Origin of the sequence: Amycolatopsis azurea DSM 43854, assembly GCF_001995215.1 — a bacterium.
Lineage (GTDB): Bacteria > Actinomycetota > Actinomycetes > Mycobacteriales > Pseudonocardiaceae > Amycolatopsis > Amycolatopsis azurea.
The window spans coordinates 120835-138235 of the sequence record NZ_MUXN01000020.1; the positions used below are offsets into that span (position 1 = coordinate 120835).

A 17401-nucleotide genomic window follows, 5' to 3' on the forward strand; every position below is an offset into this window, starting at 1 on the left:
ATGACTGACAAGACACCGCAGGAAATCGACGTGACGTTCACGGCCGAGGTCATCCCCGACTCGAACAGCGGCTGGCCGTGTGTGAACATGCCGGGCTCCGCGGAGTTCTTCGGCACCGGCAAGGCCGTCAAGGTCGTCGGCACCGTGGACGGCCACGACTACGAGGTGAGCATGCTGCCGATCGGCGGCGGCGTCCACATGATGCCGCTGCGCAAACCCTTCCGGAAGGTGATCCGGAAGGAGATCGGAGACCAGGTCACCGTGCATCTGACCAGGCGGATTTCCTAGCCGGCGCGACCGATCAGGAATCGAGAAGCGCCGAGAACCGGTCTCACCTAGCGTGACCATCATGGACATCGCCATTCACGGGAGCTTCCTCCCGCAGACCGATCCTGAAGCCGCGCTGACGTTCTACCGCGACGTCCTCGGCTTCGAGGTGCGCAACGACGTCGGCTACGACGGCATGCGCTGGATCACCGTCGGCCCGCCGGGGCAGCCCGTGTCGATCGTGCTGCACCCGCCGGCCGTCGACCCGGGTATCACCGACGACGAACGCCGCGTCATCGGCGAGATGATCGCCAAGGGCACGTACGCGGGCATCCTGTTCTCCTCCGATGACCTCGACGGTCTCTTCAAACACCTGCAGGACGCGGGCGCCGAGATCATCCAGGAGCCGACCGACCAGCCGTACGGCCTGCGCGACGGCGCCGTCCGCGACCCGTCCGGGAACCTGATCCGTATCCAGCAGCGCGTCTGAGCCGGCAGGCGGCCGCCGCTCCGGGCGGCGGCCGCGTTCGCGGTGAGGTGACGGCACCTCGCCGGGCACGTCCACTATGGATGGTCGGGGCGCTGTTCCGATGATGTGCCGATCGAAGCCACAGGAATTCCTCCTTCCGTATTCGCAAATTTCTAAACATGTCGCGACGAAATCGGTGAAAAAGATCGAGCTTTAACGCGAAAAGTGGAATGAAGTGAATTCGGACCTGCTCTGACTTTCTGTGTTCGCGCGTTCGTGTGGCTGCATCGAATGGCCTAGCGTCGCGAACATTGGAGTCAATGTTCGAGTTCGTTGGTTGCCTTGGGCGCGGGGCCTCTGTAAAGGTCGTCAGGCCAGAACGCGAGACCGACGGGGAGAAGCGTATGCGGGTCGTGGCGGTCATGAACTACAAGGGCGGTGTGGGAAAGACGACGCTCACCGCGAACTTGGGAGCGGTCGCCGCGAGCCGCGGTCTCCGGGTGCTGCTCCTCGATCTCGATCCGCAGACGAATTTGACCTTCTCCTTCTTCTCGGTCGACGAATGGCATGATCGGCTCAAGGACAGCCGGACGATCAAGCAATGGTATGGCACCGAATCGCCCGGCAACGAGGTGTCGCTCGCCGATTTGATCGTCACTCCCGAGCGGGCCAACCACGTTCTCAAGGAAACCGGTGGTCAGCTCGATCTGATCTCCTCACATCTCGGCCTCATCGACATAGACCTCGAACTCGCCGCTCGGCTGGGTGGGACGACGACTCTCGACGGGTCGAAGCGAAAGTTCCTGGATCTGCACGGCTGTCTGCGAGCCGCGCTGGAAGACGGCCGGTTCAGCGGGTACGACCTGGTCCTCATCGACTGTGCGCCGAACTTCGGCCTCGTCACCAAGACCGCGATCGTGGCCAGCGAGCAGATCCTCGTACCGGCGAAGGCGGACTATCTGTCCACGCTGGGATTGGACTATCTGGCGGGCAACTGCGGGAAACTGGTGGAGCAGTTCAACGACTTCGTCAACCACAAGGGTGGTAGCGGCGGTCATCGGGCGATCGATCCGAGCTTCTTGGGAGTGGTCTTCACGATGGTGCAGATCTACTCGCAGCAAGTAGTCCTCGCGCAGCACACCTACATCGAGGAGGTACGCCTGAACTCCCGGGTCCCCGTACTGGACAGCAAGATCCGCAACAGCCCGCGGCACTTCGGCGACGCCGGTGAGAGCGGTGTACCGGCGATGCTGGGTGCTTCCGCGAAGGATGAGGTCGTCAGGGAGTTCGACCGGCTGGCGGACGAGGTGCTGGGTGCGCTCGCCTTGCCGTCGGGTGGCCACCGGTGAACGAGCTGAAGAGCGTCGTCGCGCTGCAAGCCAGGGTGTACGAGTTCCTTGAGCGACAAGACGAGGCCACCCTGCTGGCGATTGTCAGTGGGGAAGCCCGGCTCGCCATCTCGCGCGACGGTGACACACAGGTCTCATCGTCCGGCCCCGCGCCGGAGGCCCTGCTGCCCTCCGGCGATCCGGAACTCGTCGCGCAGGAGCTTTCGAAACCGGCATCGGAGGATCAGCGACGGATCTTCTTGCGAGCGACCGGGTTACCCGTGACCGGACTGCGGAGGGTGGCCAGGTTGCGTGGCTTGCGCGGCTACAGTGGTCTCACCAAAGCCGGACTCATCGATCACTTGGCTTCCCCGGGAACTGAACAGCTCGGCACGCCGCGGAAGAGCCGACAGGCGAAGGTGGCGCTCCAGCCGGAAACCGCGCGGGCGGACGCGGAAGTGGCGTCCATCGCCGCACGGCTTCGTGAAATGGAGACTGTCGAAGAAGGAGCTGCCTACCTCGACACTCTTCAGCTGGACCGGGACGGCCTTCGTGCCCTCGCGGCCGCACTGCAACTCACCCGGGTCGATCGCCTGAACCAGGCGGAACTCGAGAAGAGGGTGCTCAAGCAGGCGATCGGGTCTCGCCGCAAGTTCTCCGGCCTGGGGAAGTGGTGAGCGCGATGACGGAGGGGACCACCGAGAGCAGCGGCCGGACGATGCACCTTATCCGCGGGCGGCGGGTCACGGTTCTGGACTTGCTGGACGCCGGGCTGGTCGGGGTAGGGGAGAAGCTCAGGTTCACGCGGAGCCGGATCGGTGCCGTCTACGACGCGACGGTGACAGAAAAAGGGCGGATCCGGCTCGTCCCGGACGGCGAGGAATTCCGCTCGCCATCCCGGGCGGCCATGGTGGCAGCCGGCATGCGGGCGGTCGACGGCTGGCATGCGTGGCATGTGGTCGACCAGGGCCGGATGCTGGACGCTGTTCGTCAGGAACTGCTGGACCGGGCGATTTCGACGGCGGCGGCCGCGGCCAACCGGCAGAACGAAGACGTGGACCGGCAACGGATCCATTCGCGCTTGCGGGAGGCGCGTGGTCGCGCGGACGAGCGGAACCCCGAGAGCTTCTCGGTCCGTGACCTCCTGGCGCTTTGGGGGGTGAAGGATCGTGGCGACCAGGTCAGTCAGATCGAAGCGGATCTCGCGAACCACGGATTGGTGACTTCGCCCAGCTTCAGGGCGGTGACCCTCGACACGACGGTTTCGCTGATCACGCCACCCGACGAGGAAGACGAGCCACCGGAGGCGGGAAGGTCTGGAATGGACAATCTCCCGGTCGCGGAGGACGACGAGGGCGGTGACGACCTGAACGTCCGTCTGACGGTGGGAAATCTGTCTCCTCTGCGTGGTGTCGAGTCTGTGAGTCCCAACAGCACGCTCGAAGAAGCGATCACGAAGATGCTTCTCAACGACTACTCGCAGCTCGCGGTCCTGAGCGGCCCCCGTAACCTGCGAGGTGCCGTCACGTGGCGCTCGGTCGCGCAGGCGATGCACCAGAGGCCCGAGGCGAGCGTCGCCGATGCGATCGATCCTCTGGTGGAGGTCGTTCCCTACGATCGCGACCTCTTCGAGGTGCTTCCTACGTTGCAGCAGCGCGATTTCGTCTTCGTCTTGAACGAAAGCAAGGTCATCGAGGGCATTGTCACGACCGCCGATGTCGCGCAGCGCTACGGCGAGCTGGCTACGCCGTTCTTCCAGCTGGGTGAGCTGGATCAAACGCTCCGCTGGATTCTGGGGCGCTCTTTCGACGTCGAATCCATTCGGCCGTATTGCAACAGGAAGGTCGAGAGCTTCGATCAGCTCACCATTGGTGACTACCTGCGCGTACTGGAGAACAACGAGGCATGGGCGAAGTTGGGCTGGCCATTGGATCGCTCCGCTTTCATCGAGCGGCTGGACGCGATCCGGGTCATCCGCAACAAGGTCATGCACTTTCATCCGGACCCGGTGCCGGAGGACGCGGTCGAAAAGCTGCGACGGTTCAACCGGCTGTTGCACCAATACCGCGACCTGGCCTAGCCGGGACGAAACGCAAGAGACCCGTGACTCATGAGTCGCGGGTCTCTTGGATCTGTGGAGCTGAGGGGAATCGAACCCCTGACCTTCTCGATGCGAACTGTCGGCATCGACGTTTCCGCAGGTCACTGAGGTCATGCCCAAGGCCATAGACGCTGCTGACGGTCGCTCATGGTCGATGGCGTTGCTGTACTTTGCTGCTGTACAGCAGCGTCATCGTCGCTGGTCAGCGCGCTGAGTCTCGCTCTGAATCTATCGCACTCCGGCCCCTCGCGGCTGCCTGAGTGCCCTGGTGCCTGCTCGTCCCCGTTCCCCTCGTCACCGCCACGCCTTGCGCTGAGTCGGTCGTGTCAAGGCACGCTTTCCCGCCTTGATGCGGGCGGCTCGGCGTAAGACGCTGAGAGGCGAGGGAGCCCCCGGTGACCACTGCGCGTCGGCTGGGCGGGTCGGGTGATCTCGCCGTGTGGCTCCTGGAGCTCCGTCGTCGTTGGCGGCGCGCTGCGGGTGCTGCCCTGCGGCGGGCTCGCCCGGCGGCGCCTGCCGGAGCGGAGCGGGAGGCCGGCGTCGCCTCTTGGGCGTAGCCCGCCGGACGGGTGGTGACCCGCGCGCCGCCAACGGCGGCGCCTTGATCCCATAGAGCCAAATTCGGCAGGACTCGCTTGTCTGCGCTTTGGCGACCGCTCGGGGCGTCAGGGTGAGCTACACGCGCAGCGTCTTAACGATCTCGTCGGCAAGGCTGGCGTTACCGGCGGCAACGAACTTTTGGCGCGGGTTCATCGCCGCGGTGATGTCAGCGAGCGAATCGAAGCTGTAGTCAAGGGGGAGCGCTCGGCCCTGGAGATCGACGACGGTTCCGCCTGCGGCATGAAGCACGTAGTGGCCTGGCGCAAGGTCCCAGATGGCGAACCCCTTCGCGAACTCGACTGTGGCGTCGGTCAGACCAGCGGCCACATGGCACAGGCTCACTGAACCGAAGTCGACACCGATACGCCCCTTCTTCTTGTCTCCGGCGGACGGTGCGCTGAGAGCGGCTAGGAAACCCTCCTGCCGTGCGAGGGGAGCGAACCGTGCATCTGGGCGCATCAAGTAGTTGGTTACCAGGGCTTGCGGAAGGCTGGCTTGCGAGGGCTGGTCGAGTGCGTACCTAGTGGAGTCGGCTGTGACCATGAACGCCCGGTCAACGCCTTCGTCGTCTCGCGCGCCGATGTAGAGCTGAATGTGGTGGAAGATATCTCCGATCACCGAAACGATCGGCCTGGCGAGAGCGCGAGAGTAGACCATGATGTGCGTGTAGCCGTAAAGGCCGCGCACCGCGAGTTCGCTGGTATCCAAGGGATCGACGAGGACGCAAAGATCAGGGTCGGAGTCTGGGCCGATCACCTCCGGGTCGGCTTCCTCTGATGCGTAGACGAAGGACGTCAGGTGCTCGGCAATGGCTTCCTTGTAGCGTCGATGCATCCACAGATCGAAGTCTGAAAGGAAGTTGTCACTATGGCGAACGTTCTCGTGTTCTCCGCGATTGCCAGTGATGGCGGCTTTCATCAGGCGGGGCCGGATTTCGAGCATCATTCCCTTGACCAGATCGGCGATGCGTGCGGCCAAGTCTGGGATTGACGGTTCGTGGTTCATCGAGTGGGCCACCTTCGTGATCTATCGCAGTTCCAGCGGAGGTTCAATGCCGGGAGGGCTCATGGTCGCGGCGATGAAGATAGCGGAGAAGTCTGCCTTCCGCAGGTTGTGCACGCCTGCAAGGTCATCGAAGCTGTAGGCGCGGGGATCGTCGCCCTTGGTCATGGCTCCGAATACGGCAAAATACAGGTCGGCAGTCGGGTAGCGTGCACGAACCTGCTTTTCAAGGTATCCGATAGCGTCGGAATGCTTGACCTCGAAATCGCAGAGAACGATAGTCGGGTGATCTTTGGCCTCGGGGAAAACGGAAGCGTCGTCAAGTTCGATACCACCGCGAACCTTGTTGCATCGTAGGTAGCCGATGGGGCATCGCGAAAATCGTGAAGACGAAAGAAAAGTTGCCATGACCAAACCTGCTTCGTTGATCCCGAAGCAGATATCAACGTCGAGGCGGCTGCCGAGATTCTTGATCTGATTGCCGAGCCGCTCGATCCCCAGTCCGAATGTTTCCCAATTCAAGTCCAGTAACCGACCTGGCTGCGGGTTCGGTAGTGAGAAGACGTCGATAGTAGAATCGCCGAATTCAGCCCTGGGGACCGCAAGGGCGAATTCTTCGCCAACCTGGTTTCCTGGGGCGGCTCGGGCCCCCTCTGTGTGAATCCTCTGCGGGGGAGACCCTTGAGCAGGAGCTTCCGCCCTTGTCTGGGGCGGCTCGGGTACAAACTCGATTCCGCCTTCGTGCGGCCCGAAGAGTTGTTCGGCTTGCCAGCCGGGAAGCATTGCTTCAAGGATTCGGCAGTGGTCGGCGTAGGGCAGGCCGACGAGTTCGCCGGATAGCCATCGGTAGAACTGGGCTTTGCTGGGAAAGCTGCCCCTGAGGCTCTTGTCGACCTTCTCGGCCACCTTGTCGTACTCGCGGCAGAACGCGCGGTAGCTCTGCAAGTGTCGTCCTCTGAGCAGGACTTTGAGGACGATCGGCCGGGCTTCCTGAGCTGTGGTGTCGGGGCTCATGAGACCAACGTAGCACGGGAGACGAGACAAGACGAGACAAAGTGAGTGCGAGACGCAGTGAGGCGAGACCGAGACGGTGTCGTGACGGGACACCCATTTGGCCGATTGTTGTAGGTACGCCGGTAAAGGCGTATCCGACAAGCGGGAAGGTTCACCACGACATGGCGATCGAAAAGGGCATCCGATTCAGCGTTGACCACGATGACGCGTTTCCGCAGGGTCTTGTGATGGTGGGCGAAGTGTCGCCGGACAACGAATATCAGTCGCGTGAGGAGAGGGCGCAGGGGCGGCCGACGAGGCAGCGGGTGGACGAGGTGACCGGGAAGCGGCAGTGGAAGTTCATGGCGACCGACCCCGGTGAGACGAAGGCGAAGCGGGCTTCGTTCGAGATCACGCTGCTGGCTGATGTGCAGCCGGTGCCGACGACGGCTGAGGTGATGCCGGGTATGCGCCCGGTGGAGCTGGACGGGCTGACCGCTGAACCCAAGGTGGCCGGGCAAGGTGAGTACAAGTATCTGTCCTACGTGTTCCGCGCTACCGGATTCAAGGCGGCGGGAAGTGGCGTGGGCGGGAAGGCTTCCCGGTCGACGGCGGGTGAGTCCTCGGCCAAGGCCGCGTGACGGCACTGACTTCTAGAGGGAAGTGGTGTCGTGACGTCGAAAAAGCAGGTGTCGGCGTGGGAGTCGGCGTATCGCGTTTATCGGGACGCGGCGGACGTGGATGCACGGTCGCGGGGCGCGAATCCGGATGTTGCGCGAGAGATGGCGGCGGCGTCGCGGTTGGTCGCTCAGGCATGGCGAGCGCTGGGCAGTGATCCCGACCTGCCGTGGTGGGTGGTCGCCGCCGTGGTGTCGGCCGCGCAAGCCTTCGAGGAGCAGGCGCGGGAGTGGGAACGCAAGGCGGGAGGTGACGAGTATGCGGGAGGGGTTCGGCCCAACGTGGGTGATCAGCCCGTGGGACGAGGTGACGGTGGAGGAGACTGGTTCGGGTCCGGGGTCGCCCCCGGCGCTGGTGCTGTCGGGCACAGCGGGATCGCTGACGATCCGTCCTCCCGAACATCGGGGCGACTGGCTGAGCCGGGCCGTCTTCCTTCGCCGACTCCGCGATTGCGCGGACGAACTGGCGGCACTGCTCGAAAGCCGCGCACGGACCGGGGCCTGTGATGACGACTCCGGGCAGGAATGAGCCGCAAACACTCAAGGATGCGCACGACGTTGCGGCATCGACTCGTCCGCTGCCAGGGGCGAGCCTGTCGACGTGGCTGAAATGGCGGCAGGCCAACGCCAGAATGTATCGCGCGGTGTCCGATGTGGACCGTTTTCATCACCACGAGATTCGGTACTGGGTCGCGCACGAGGACGGTAAGGCGGAAGAACTTGCCGCGAGGATTCGGGCGGAGAAATCGGATGCCAGTTAGACGCGTGCAGGAATGGGGAGGAAACGGCGACGGTTCGATGCTGGACGGCAAGACGGCGGCGCAATGGTTGCGGCGGGCACGTCGATTTCGGCGGCTGACCCAAGCTCAACTGGCCAAGCGATCCGGAATCAGCCCTCGGCACCTCGGCCAACTGGAGCGGGGCGAACGGTCGTTGACCACGGTGACTACAGCGGTCCGCCTGGCGGATGGCCTGGAGATCGCACGGGAGCACGTGTGGTTGGTCGCGCTTCGGGAGTTCGAACGTAAGGAGCGCGCACGGTCGCAGGACTGACTCGATAGGCAAGAACTGAATATCGAAATTTTCGCACGTGGGGACGTGTGGCGGATAAACGCGTCCTCACGTGGCTAAAAGTGTCCCTTAAAACGCAGAACCGGCCCTTGGCTACCAACCTGTTCCGGTTCTGCGCCTGTCCACTGGAGCAGTGAACAATGACGAAGATAAATGACGGCATGCAGTGCGAGTCAACGGGGGTCACCCGAACGCGCTGTACGGAATGCAAACGGTTCGCTCGGCTGCTGCCGGGTGAGGAGAAGTGCTCCTCGTGCCTGGGGATGTTGCCGCTGCCGATCGTGGTTCCCGCTGCTGGTCTGCGGGGTGGTCGGTGATGAACACGCAGGAGATCATGACCACCCTTGCGGTCGGTGGCGGGCTGGCGGTGGTGTTGTGGGTGCTGGCCAAGGTCGGCCGTGTGCTGGCGAGTGTGTTCGAGGCGCTGGCCGCGTTGGCGGTGCTCGGTGTGGCGCTGTGGGGCCTGCTGCGGGCGGTCGGCTGGATTGTTCGGCAACTCGTCGGGCACTGGCGTACCTGCCTGGCGCTGCTGGCGTTGTGGGGCTGGTGCACGGTGCTGGGCTGGGTGTCGCTCGTCGTCACGGTCGGCGTGCTGGCGGCGGTGCTGCTGGTGTGGTGGCGGTTGGACGCGGTCGGCTATGACCAGTGGTGCGGGCGGTGGCTGCGGGCGTGGTGGCTGCGCTGGGCGCTCTACGGTCGCAAGCTGGCCGGGTGGCTGCACGCCTGCGGGCTGACTGTCCGGGATGACGCGATTCCCGTTGATGTGACGGTGAACCTGGTTTCTCGGCGGCGCAAGCGTGAGGCGGTCGCGAAGGCGCGTCAGGCGTCCGGGGTGGCGGTGCCGAAACTGCTGTCGGTCCGCTCCGGCCCGTCGTGGGATGAGGTCCGGGTCCGGCTGGTCCCTGGGCAGAAGCCGGAAGACTTCGACGAGAAGGCGCGTGAGCTGGCGGTGGCGCGCAAAGTGTCCCGCTGTCAGGTGCGTGAGCTGGAACCCAATGTGGTGTCCATCGACTTCATGCGCCGTGACCTGCTGGAGGCGGCGGTGGCGTGCCTGCCGGTTCCGGAGATGCTGCCCACGGATGGCTCGGGGGTGGATCTGCGGGCGGTGTACGCGGGTTCGACGGAGTACGGGAAGCCGTGGACGGTGCCGTTGATGGGTCGTGGCGCGCACACGCTCGTGGCTGGGGCGACGGGTGCGGGCAAGGGGTCGGTGATGTGGTCCCCGCTGGTGTCGGCGGCTCCGGCGATCCGTGCGGGTTTGGTGCGTATGTCGGGGATCGACCCGAAAGCGATGGAGCTGTCTTACGGGCGCGGGATCTTCGCCCGCTACGGGCAGTCGGGCAAGGAAGCGCTGGAGATCCTGGAGGCGCTGATCGATGAGCTGGAGAACCGTAAGCGCGTCTTCGCCGGAAACACCCGTGAGGTGCCGCTCTCGACGGAGTATCCGTTGGAGCTGCTGGAGTTCGACGAGATCGGGGCGTTGACCCGCTACACCGACCGTAAGACCCGTGAGGCCATTGTGGAGCGGGTGGCGGTCCTGGCTACTCAGGGGCGGGCGCTGTTGTTCACGGTGCGCGGGTATGTCCAGGAGCCGACGAAGGACACCGTTCCGGTTCGGGAGCTGTTGCCCCGGCGGGTGGCGCTGCGGGTGGCCTCGAAGACACAGGTTCCGATGGTCCTCGGGGACGGCGCGTATGAGCGTGGGGCGTGGGCGAACCGGATCCCGGAGGGCTCGGCCGGTGTCGGCTACGTCTGGGGCGAGGGCATCCGTGAACCCCTCCGCGTGCGGGCCGGTTGGGTTCCGGACCAGACCATCAAGCACTTGGAGCGCTACGTCACCAACGGCGGTGCCTCGGTCGTCCACCTGTCAGACCGGCGCGGCGAGAGGGGGACGGCATGACCAGCACAACCACAGTCCCCCAGGTCAACGGCACTGCGGCAAGCCCGCCGGCCACGAATGGACGAATCCGCGGGGCGCTCTCTGCGGAGGTCGTGAAGGCCACCGCGGAAAAGCACGGCGTGTGTGTCCGGCCCTTCACGATGGAGGTCGGCGACACCGAAACCGGCGAGATCCGCTACGTCCCGGTGCCGTGCGGGTCGACGGTGGAATCGGTGTGCCTTCCTTGTGCTCGCAAGGCAAAGGCGCTCCGTCAGGCGCAGTGCCGTGAGGGCTGGCACATGACCGAGGAACCCGTCATCGCCCGTGAGACGCCGTCGGAGACGCAGACGGAGCTGGTGGCGTTCCGGGCTGATCTGGCGGCGGCCTATCGGGAGGCACTGGCCGTCGGTGATGAGGTCGAGATGGAGGAGCTGCGGGCAGAGGTCGCCTCGGTGGACGAGGAGCTGCGAGCGTCGGGGATGACGGGTCGCCTGCCCGCTCTCGACGTCCCGGAGAAGCGTCCGGTGAAGCGGTCGACCAAGCGGCGGCAGGACGCACCGAACCTGCCACGCCGCAAGGTCACCAAGACCACCGTGGGCCGTGAGTACGCGGGGAAGTTCCGGCCGTCGATGTTCGTCACTCTCACCTGCGACACCTACGGCCCGGTGCGGTCCGATGGTTCGCCGGTGAACCCGTCGACGTATGACTACCGGCGGGCTGCTCGGGACGCGGTGCACTTCTCGGCGCTGGTGGATCGGTGGTGGCAGAACCTGCGGCGCGTGGTCGGCTGGGATGTGCAGTACTTCGCCACCGTGGAACCCCAACGGCGGGCGGCTCCGCACCTGCACACCGCCCTCCGTGGCTCCATCTCCCATGAGGTCATCCGGATGGTCACGGAGGCCACCTATCACCAGGTGTGGTGGCCCAACCATGACGAGATCGTCTACACCGATCGGGAACCGTTGTGGGACATGCATTCCCGGACGTTCGTGGACATGGACACGCGGGAGCCGCTGCCGTCGTGGGACGAGGCCGTGGAGACGGTGGAGGAACCGGCGCACGTCGTCACCTTCGGACGTCAGGTGCACTCCAAGGGAATTTTGGGCGGCACAGAGGAATCCGGGCGTCACATCGGCTACCTCACCAAGTACCTGACCAAGTCGACCGGCGAGGTGGTCAACGCGGACACCTCAGCACAGCGGGATCACCACGACCGTCTTCACGCTGAACTGGCGGTGACCCCGTGCTCGCCTCGATGCGCAGTGTGGCTGCTGTACGGCATCAACCCCAAGGGAGCCAACGGAAAGACCGTCCCCGGATACTGCAAGGGACGCGCCCACCGCCGAACGACGCTCGGGCTTCCTGGGCGGCGCGTGCTGGTGTCCCGCAAGTGGTCGGGCAAGACGGTGGCCGATCACAAGGCGGACCGGAAGGGTTTCGTCCTGGACGCGCTGGCCGCTGTCGGCATCACCAAGGAAGCCCCGGCCCCTGACCGGTTCGTCTGGCGCAAGGTCGAACCCGGCGACACCCACTGCCCGCCACGGGACCACCTCGTCATGCGCGCCATCTCCGAACGCATCACCTGGAAGGCCGAGTACGACAGAGCACTACTCGCCGCACAGGGGCCACCGGGCGAAGGTCTCGAAACTTCGGCAACTCGGCAAGCGGCGTAAGGGGGAACTGATGATCACGCGTAAATGGCACACCGTCGCTGAGGTGGCGGAGATGCTGGGCTACGGACTGTCGAAGACAAAGATGCTGGTGGCCACCGGGCGGATTCAATCCGTCAAGGACGGCCACAACCGGCGGATTCTCCCTCAATGGGTTGATCAGTACATCAACGATCGAGTGGCGGAGGCTGCCTGATGACTGGGAAGGCACGCGCTGATGGTGAGGGCTCGATTTACCCCCACCGCAATGGTTTCGCCGCCTACGTGTGGGTCACGACTCCTAGCGGGGAGAGGAAGCGCAAGTACGTCTACGGGAAGACGCGCGAGGAAGTTCACGACAAGTGGTTGAAGCTGCACCAGGAAGCGAAAAAGGGGCCTGTCGCGACTCGGGTTCCGAACTTGGGGCCGTACCTGAACTACTGGCTTGAGGAGGTCATCCGGCCGAACCGGGCACCCAAGACGTACGTGAACTACGAGCTTTTCGTTCGGCTGTACATCGCTCCGTTCTTGGGAGACAAGCGTCTCGACCGTCTGCAACTTCGTGAGGCACAGAAGTGGGTCAACAAGCTGCCTTTGGTGTGCCAGTGCTGTGCGCAGGGGAAGGATGCTCGTAGGTCGCGGGCCAAGCAGAGGTGTTGCGCGCTCGGGCGATGCTGTGAGCAAGCACCGTCAGGTCGTACGATCAAAGACATTCGGGACTGCCTGCGTAGCGCGCTGAACTACGCATGTCGCGAAGAGTTGATCAGCCGAAATGTGGTGGCGCTCGTGACCCTGCCGACTCTCCGGAAGCCGAAGCGGCAACGGTGGTCGAGTGATGAGGCTCGGAAGTTCCTGGAGTCGGCCAAGGTCGAGAACGATCCGCTGTACGCGGCGTATGCCCTCGTCCTGATCATGGGCATGCGTGAGGGTGAAGTGCTCGGCATTCCTGATGAGGCGATCAACTTCGAGACGTCGGAGCTGGATATCTCCTGGCAGTTGCAAAGGGTTCAGAAGAAGCTCCTGCATCGCCAGACGAAGACTCCGACGTCCGATGACGTCATGCCCTTGATCGACATCATCACAGCGGCGTTGAAGCTGCGGCTGGAGCGTCGGGAGAGAGACAAGGAGAAGGCTGATGCCTGGCTCGACAGCGGGCTCGTGTTCACGACCGAGCACGGCACGCCGATCGAGCCGCGTAACTTCCTCCGGTCGTGGGCGACTCGATGCAGGAAGGCGGGCGTCCGGTACATCACCGTGCACGACGGTCGCCGCTCCTGCGGGTCGCTGCTGGCGGATCTCGACGTGCATCCTCGGGTCGCGATGCGGATTCTCCGGCACGCTCAGTTCGCGGTCACGATGGAGATCTACACCGAGATTTCGTCGGACCAGACGCGAGCGGCGCTCAAGAAGCTTGGAGACAGCCTGCAATGACCTGCTGCTGTACTTTGCTGCTGTACGGGTAACAAAAAGGCCCTTCCCATATCCCTGGGAAGGGCCTTTGACCTGCTGTGGAGCTGAGGGGAATCGAACCCCTGACCTTCTCGATGCGAACGAGACGCGCTACCAACTGCGCTACAGCCCCTGGTGAATCTCGCCCCGTTGTTTGGAGCTCCATGAGCCTATCAGTGGCTCATGGAGCCCCGAAACGCGGGGGTCACTCTCCGGCGGCCCGGCGGAAAGGCCTGGTCCCGGGCTCGTCGAGCTCGTGGAAGGCCGGATCCTCGTCATCGAGGTCGACGACGACGGCTTGGCGCCGGAGGCGGGACATCGGGGACGGTTTGCGCTCCACGACGGCAGGGCGTTCGGCGGCGACGACCTCGATGTCCTCGTGGGATTCACCGGAGTCTTCGTCGTCGGCGACCGAGCGGCGCGGGGCGCGGGTGTTGTTGAAGCGGGCGAGGCGGCGCTGCCGGATCTCGTTCTCGATGCGGACCTGACGGCGCAGGTACACGAGGTAGCCGATGAGAACGGCGTCGACGACACCGTTGGCCCACCAGACCGTCGGGGTCAGGAAGCCGGCGACGACCGCGGTGGTGACCACGAGAACCAGGAGCGCGATGACGATCCGCTGCCGGAACGCGTATTTGGCGCGCGCGGCGATGTCCGCGGCCTCGGGGTCGAAACCGCCCCGGCCCGGCCGGTAGCCGCTGCCTTGGCGTTCCCTTTCGGCGTGGGTCGCGCGCGAGGGCTGGGGTAGCGGTTCGGCTTCCGGTTCCTCGTCTTCGAGGTCGGCGTCGAGTTCCGCCTCGAGCTCGGCCAGGTCGTCTTCTACCGACGGTTCCGTGTTCTCCGCCATGGCGAACTCCTCCGGTCCCTCGTGGCGTGTGCTCCCGCTCCGCACGACCCGCGCCGCCATGGCCGAGTCCGTCGTCCGTGCGACCTGCTGGCGCTTGCGGGCGACCATGGGCACGAGAACGACGAGCCATGCCGCTGCGAGCGCGACGATGATCACCGAACTGGGCATCTCCCGTCACCTCCCCCGATCCACTGCTGTAGTCACGCTAGCCACAACAGTCACACACGCCGCGCAGACTCGCCGGTTTCGATCACGGAAAATGCATCACCAAATTAGGTGAATCTCACAGGTTGTGGTAACGCGGTCACCGGAACGACCCTGTGACGGGGTCAAACGCGCTCCGCGAGGCCCTTCGCGACGAGCCTGGAGACCAGTCCGTCACCGGTCTCCTCCTTGGTGATCGCGTAGCAGAAATGGTCCCGCCAGCCGCCCGCGACATCGAGGTAGCGCTCGAAAAGGCCCTCTTGCCGGTACCCCGCTTTGCCGAGAACCCGCAGGCTGGGGGTGTTTTCGGGGCGGACGGTCGCTTCGAGCCGGTGCAGCCCGCCGAAGTCGAAGACGTGGTCGGTGACCAGCGCGACGGCGCCTGTCGCGACGCCGCCGCGGACGATCTCCGATGACACCCAGTAGCCGATCCAGGCGGATCGGAGCGACGCCCGGATGACGTTACCCACAGTGATCTGCCCGGCGAAGCGTCCATCGACCGTGATGGTGAACGGGAGGCACTGGCCGCGCCGGGCGAGGCCGCGCAGAGCCAGCCATTGGGACGGCCATGACCAGAACGCGTTGCGGTCCGGCCACGGCCCGATGCCGGTCGGTTCCCACATCTCCAGGTGCTCGCGGTCCCGCAGCCGGACACGGCTCCACTCGCCGGCGTCCCGCAGCCGGACCGGTCGAACGGCGAGGACCCCGGCGGGCACCCGGAGCGGCCCCAGCTTCGCGGGCCAGCCCGGATGCCGGGTCTCGATCGGATACGCGACGCCGGAAATGGGTGCGCCCATTACGCCCGCTGGGCCAGGAAGGTCACCTTGACCTGCTCGCCCGCGGCGACCTCGGTGAGGTCTTCGTCGATGTTGATCAGGCAGTTCGCCTCGGCCAGCGACGCGAGCAGATGCGCGCCCGAAGTGCCGAGCGGTTGCACCAGGTACTCGCCGTTGCCTTCGTCGCGCAGTAACTGCCCGCGAAGGAAGCCTTTGCGGCCCTTGGTCGAGGTGATGGGGGAGAGCAGCCGCGCGCCGACGATCCGGCGGTGCGGGTTGCGGGTGCCGCGCGCGGCGCGGATCAGCGGGCGGACCAGGACCTCGAACACGACCAGCGCGCTCATCGGGTTTCCGGGGATCAGGAACGTCGGCACCGAGTCGGGGCCGAGCCTGCCGAAGCCCTGCACCGAACCGGGGTGCATGGCGACCCGGGTCATGTCGATGTGGCCGAGGTCGGACAGCGCCGCGTGCACCTCGTCGCCCGCGCTGCCGCCGGCGCCGCCCGCGACGACGACGATCTCAGACATCAGCAGGCGGCCTTCGACGATCTCCCGCAGACGTTTCGGATCGCCGGGGACGATGCCGACGCGGCTCACCTCGGCGCCCGCGTCCCGCGCGGCCGCGGACAGCGCGTACGAGTTGACGTCGTAGACCTGCCCGACCGACGGGGTGCGGTCGATGTCGACCAGTTCGTCGCCGACGGAAACGATCGAAACGCGGGGCCGCGGGTAGACCAGCACCTTCGCCCGGCCGACCGCGGCGAGCAGGCCGACCTGGGCCGAGCCGATGGTGTCGCCCTTGCGCACGGCGACGTCGCCGATCTGCACGTCCTCACCGGTCCGGCGGACGTAGCCCGCCGACGGCACCGACTTGTGCACGGTGACCTTGGCCTGGTGACCGTCGGTGTAGGCGGTCGGGACGACGGCGTCGGCGAGCGTGGGCAGCGGCGCGCCGGTGTCGACCCGCACGGCCTGGCCCGGCTGGAGCCGCCGCGGCTGGCGTGAACCGGCGGCGATCTCGCCGACCACCGGCAGCTGCACCGGCTCTTGGCCCGCTGTCCGGACGTCGACGCTCCGTACCGCGTAGCCGTCGACGGCGGCCTGGTCGAAACCGGGCAGCGCGTGTTCGGCGACGACCTCTTCGGCGCACAGGAGGCCTTGGGCCTCGGAGATGGCGACCCGGACCGGGCGCGGGCGTACCGCGGCGTCCAGGGTCAGCGCGATCTGATCCTCGACGGAACGGAACTGTCCCGCGTCTTCGGTCTCGGCCGCTTCGGCGATGGGTTCCGTCATGACTGGGGGATCTCGATCCGTTCGTTCGACCAGGCACGCGATGAAGGCCCGTCGGTGAACTGAAGTTCACCACCGTTACCAGGAGTGATGCGGTCCGAAGCCGTGGAAATCGCCCGATCGGGCAAGTCCCCCGTGGTCCGTGCCGCCGGGGTGGTCGCTGCGCCTGTCATAGGCGTGAAGCCTAACCTGACCTCGTGGGCGAGCCCGGCAATGAACACCTGAGCAAAGCGGAGTGGCGTACTCGGATAACCGCCGAACGGCGTTCACAGGTGACGGAAGAGCGGGCCAGGGAGGCCGCGGCACTGGCCTCGGCGGCCGCTCGGCTGCCGGGCGAGGTCGTGTGCGCGTACATGCCGTTCGGCACCGAACCGGGTTCGAGGGCACTCCTAGATCAACTTCTGGACCAGGGCAAACGGGTGCTGCTGCCGATCGTCCCCGCCGAGCCGGGACCGCTCGGGTGGGCCGTTTACGAAGGCCCGTCGAGCCTCGGGCCGGGCAGACTGCGCGGGTTGCTCGAACCGACCGGCCGCGGGTTCGGTCCCGACACGCTGGGGACGGCCGATCTGGTGCTGATCCCGGCGCTCGCCGTCGACGACGAAGGTGTCCGGCTCGGCAGGGGCGCCGGGTACTACGACCGGTCACTCTCCTTCGCCGCGCCGGGCGCCGCGCTGATCGCCGTCGTCCGGGACGCCGAACTCGTGCGCGCCCTGCCCGCGGAACCGCACGACGTCCGGATGACGGGAGTGCTGACCCCGGACCAGGGGGTGGCCCCGCGACCGGTAATAGACTGACGCCCC

Annotated in this window: 20 protein-coding genes and 1 tRNA gene; 15 read left to right on the top strand and 6 right to left on the bottom strand. The window is 65.5% G+C overall.

Annotation, left to right across the window (positions count from 1 at the left end):
* From B0293_RS25760 to B0293_RS43555, 6 genes are all read left to right on the top strand, one after another.
* Entirely contained in the window at positions 1 to 288 is a 288-nt protein-coding gene (locus B0293_RS25760; protein WP_005155604.1) for a DUF1905 domain-containing protein, read from the top strand.
* Between the two features lie 61 nt (positions 289 to 349).
* On the top strand, positions 350 to 757 hold the full coding sequence (locus tag B0293_RS25765) for a VOC family protein (RefSeq protein WP_039917382.1): 408 nt from the start codon (positions 350 to 352) through the stop codon (positions 755 to 757).
* A gap of 383 nt (positions 758 to 1140) precedes the next feature.
* Positions 1141 to 2085 (top strand): ParA family protein, encoded by a 945-nt coding sequence (locus tag B0293_RS25770; protein WP_005155606.1) that lies wholly within the window; start codon positions 1141 to 1143, stop codon positions 2083 to 2085.
* Positions 2082 to 2741, top strand: a complete 660-nt coding sequence (locus tag B0293_RS25775) for a hypothetical protein (protein WP_005155607.1) — start codon at positions 2082 to 2084, stop codon at positions 2739 to 2741. Before B0293_RS25770 ends, B0293_RS25775 begins: the two co-directional genes overlap by 4 nt.
* A 5-nt stretch (positions 2742 to 2746) precedes the next feature.
* The gene (locus B0293_RS25780; protein WP_039917386.1) at positions 2747 to 4144 is read left to right on the top strand and encodes a restriction system modified-DNA reader domain-containing protein; all 1398 of its coding nucleotides are present in this window, start codon (positions 2747 to 2749) and stop codon (positions 4142 to 4144) included.
* A 416-nt stretch (positions 4145 to 4560) separates the two neighbouring features.
* Complete coding sequence (locus tag B0293_RS43555; RefSeq protein ID WP_157376421.1) at positions 4561 to 4722, top strand: hypothetical protein; 162 nt, start codon at positions 4561 to 4563, stop codon at positions 4720 to 4722.
* 118 nt (positions 4723 to 4840) lie between these two features.
* Here the strand turns inward: B0293_RS43555 and B0293_RS25785 are convergent, their stop codons facing one another.
* Both B0293_RS25785 and B0293_RS43985 read right to left on the bottom strand, forming a co-directional pair.
* Entirely contained in the window at positions 4841 to 5770 is a 930-nt protein-coding gene (locus B0293_RS25785; protein WP_039917283.1) for an inositol monophosphatase family protein, read from the bottom strand.
* Positions 5771 to 5791: 21 nt separating this feature from the next.
* The gene (locus B0293_RS43985; protein WP_209437272.1) at positions 5792 to 6781 is read right to left on the bottom strand and encodes a hypothetical protein; all 990 of its coding nucleotides are present in this window, start codon (positions 6779 to 6781) and stop codon (positions 5792 to 5794) included.
* A 161-nt stretch (positions 6782 to 6942) separates the two neighbouring features.
* On the opposite strand from B0293_RS43985, the gene B0293_RS25795 reads away from it, so the two are divergent.
* The 8 genes from B0293_RS25795 to B0293_RS25825 all read left to right on the top strand — a co-directional run bounded on the left by B0293_RS25795 (position 6943) and on the right by B0293_RS25825 (position 13467).
* Positions 6943 to 7401, top strand: a complete 459-nt coding sequence (locus B0293_RS25795) for a hypothetical protein (RefSeq protein ID WP_005155611.1) — start codon at positions 6943 to 6945, stop codon at positions 7399 to 7401.
* A gap of 295 nt (positions 7402 to 7696) precedes the next feature.
* Complete coding sequence (locus B0293_RS25800; RefSeq protein WP_085939640.1) at positions 7697 to 7966, top strand: hypothetical protein; 270 nt, start codon at positions 7697 to 7699, stop codon at positions 7964 to 7966.
* Positions 7944 to 8198, top strand: coding sequence for an AMED_5909 family protein (locus B0293_RS44715; protein WP_143254642.1), 255 nt, complete (start codon positions 7944 to 7946; stop codon positions 8196 to 8198). Before B0293_RS25800 ends, B0293_RS44715 begins: the two co-directional genes overlap by 23 nt.
* Positions 8199 to 8202: 4 nt before the next feature.
* On the top strand, positions 8203 to 8490 hold the full coding sequence (locus B0293_RS25805; RefSeq protein ID WP_209437273.1) for a helix-turn-helix domain-containing protein: 288 nt from the start codon (positions 8203 to 8205) through the stop codon (positions 8488 to 8490).
* Between the two features lie 334 nt (positions 8491 to 8824).
* Complete coding sequence (locus B0293_RS25810) at positions 8825 to 10408, top strand: FtsK/SpoIIIE domain-containing protein (protein ID WP_039917293.1); 1584 nt, start codon at positions 8825 to 8827, stop codon at positions 10406 to 10408.
* Positions 10405 to 12060 (top strand): replication initiator, encoded by a 1656-nt coding sequence (locus tag B0293_RS25815; protein ID WP_245191924.1) that lies wholly within the window; start codon positions 10405 to 10407, stop codon positions 12058 to 12060. The genes B0293_RS25810 and B0293_RS25815 overlap by 4 nt, the downstream gene beginning before the upstream one ends.
* Before the next feature lie 10 nt (positions 12061 to 12070).
* On the top strand, positions 12071 to 12253 hold the full coding sequence (locus tag B0293_RS25820) for an excisionase family DNA-binding protein (protein WP_005155617.1): 183 nt from the start codon (positions 12071 to 12073) through the stop codon (positions 12251 to 12253).
* Positions 12253 to 13467: a site-specific integrase gene (locus B0293_RS25825; protein WP_005155618.1), complete on the top strand. Its 1215-nt coding sequence runs from the start codon at positions 12253 to 12255 to the stop codon at positions 13465 to 13467. Before B0293_RS25820 ends, B0293_RS25825 begins: the two co-directional genes overlap by 1 nt.
* Positions 13468 to 13545: 78 nt before the next feature.
* Here the strand turns inward: B0293_RS25825 and B0293_RS25830 are convergent.
* From B0293_RS25830 to glp, 4 genes are all read right to left on the bottom strand, one after another.
* A tRNA-Ala gene (locus tag B0293_RS25830) sits at positions 13546 to 13618 on the bottom strand.
* 72 nt (positions 13619 to 13690) lie between these two features.
* Positions 13691 to 14500: a divisome protein SepX/GlpR gene (gene sepX / locus B0293_RS25835; protein ID WP_005155619.1), complete on the bottom strand. Its 810-nt coding sequence runs from the start codon at positions 14498 to 14500 to the stop codon at positions 13691 to 13693.
* 161 nt (positions 14501 to 14661) lie between these two features.
* A complete protein-coding gene (locus B0293_RS25840) occupies positions 14662 to 15333 on the bottom strand; it encodes a GNAT family N-acetyltransferase (protein WP_005155620.1) in 672 nt (223 codons plus the stop codon).
* A complete protein-coding gene (glp, locus tag B0293_RS25845) occupies positions 15333 to 16604 on the bottom strand; it encodes a molybdotransferase-like divisome protein Glp (protein WP_005155621.1) in 1272 nt (423 codons plus the stop codon). Before glp ends, B0293_RS25840 begins: the two co-directional genes overlap by 1 nt.
* Before the next feature lie 218 nt (positions 16605 to 16822).
* Here glp and B0293_RS25850 point away from each other — a divergent pair, with 218 nt between their 5' ends.
* A complete protein-coding gene (locus B0293_RS25850) occupies positions 16823 to 17395 on the top strand; it encodes a 5-formyltetrahydrofolate cyclo-ligase (protein ID WP_052014418.1) in 573 nt (190 codons plus the stop codon).
* Positions 17396 to 17401 lie beyond the last annotated feature (6 nt).

Coding starts and splice junctions, on each gene's coding strand:
- B0293_RS25810 (WP_039917293.1), top strand. CDS start 8,825: ATGAACACGCAGGAGATCATGACCACCCTTGCGGTCGGTGGCGGGCTG.
- B0293_RS25800 (WP_085939640.1), top strand. CDS start 7,697: ATGCGGGAGGGGTTCGGCCCAACGTGGGTGATCAGCCCGTGGGACGAG.
- B0293_RS25795 (WP_005155611.1), top strand. CDS start 6,943: ATGGCGATCGAAAAGGGCATCCGATTCAGCGTTGACCACGATGACGCG.
- B0293_RS25765 (WP_039917382.1), top strand. CDS start 350: ATGGACATCGCCATTCACGGGAGCTTCCTCCCGCAGACCGATCCTGAA.
- B0293_RS25770 (WP_005155606.1), top strand. CDS start 1,141: ATGCGGGTCGTGGCGGTCATGAACTACAAGGGCGGTGTGGGAAAGACG.
- B0293_RS44715 (WP_143254642.1), top strand. CDS start 7,944: ATGACGACTCCGGGCAGGAATGAGCCGCAAACACTCAAGGATGCGCAC.
- B0293_RS43985 (WP_209437272.1), bottom strand. CDS start 6,781: ATGAGCCCCGACACCACAGCTCAGGAAGCCCGGCCGATCGTCCTCAAA.
- B0293_RS25815 (WP_245191924.1), top strand. CDS start 10,405: ATGACCAGCACAACCACAGTCCCCCAGGTCAACGGCACTGCGGCAAGC.
- B0293_RS25825 (WP_005155618.1), top strand. CDS start 12,253: ATGACTGGGAAGGCACGCGCTGATGGTGAGGGCTCGATTTACCCCCAC.
- B0293_RS25785 (WP_039917283.1), bottom strand. CDS start 5,770: ATGAACCACGAACCGTCAATCCCAGACTTGGCCGCACGCATCGCCGAT.
- B0293_RS25780 (WP_039917386.1), top strand. CDS start 2,747: ATGACGGAGGGGACCACCGAGAGCAGCGGCCGGACGATGCACCTTATC.
- B0293_RS25820 (WP_005155617.1), top strand. CDS start 12,071: ATGATCACGCGTAAATGGCACACCGTCGCTGAGGTGGCGGAGATGCTG.
- B0293_RS25760 (WP_005155604.1), top strand. CDS start 1: ATGACTGACAAGACACCGCAGGAAATCGACGTGACGTTCACGGCCGAG.
- B0293_RS25840 (WP_005155620.1), bottom strand. CDS start 15,333: ATGGGCGCACCCATTTCCGGCGTCGCGTATCCGATCGAGACCCGGCAT.
- glp (WP_005155621.1), bottom strand. CDS start 16,604: ATGACGGAACCCATCGCCGAAGCGGCCGAGACCGAAGACGCGGGACAG.
- sepX (WP_005155619.1), bottom strand. CDS start 14,500: ATGCCCAGTTCGGTGATCATCGTCGCGCTCGCAGCGGCATGGCTCGTC.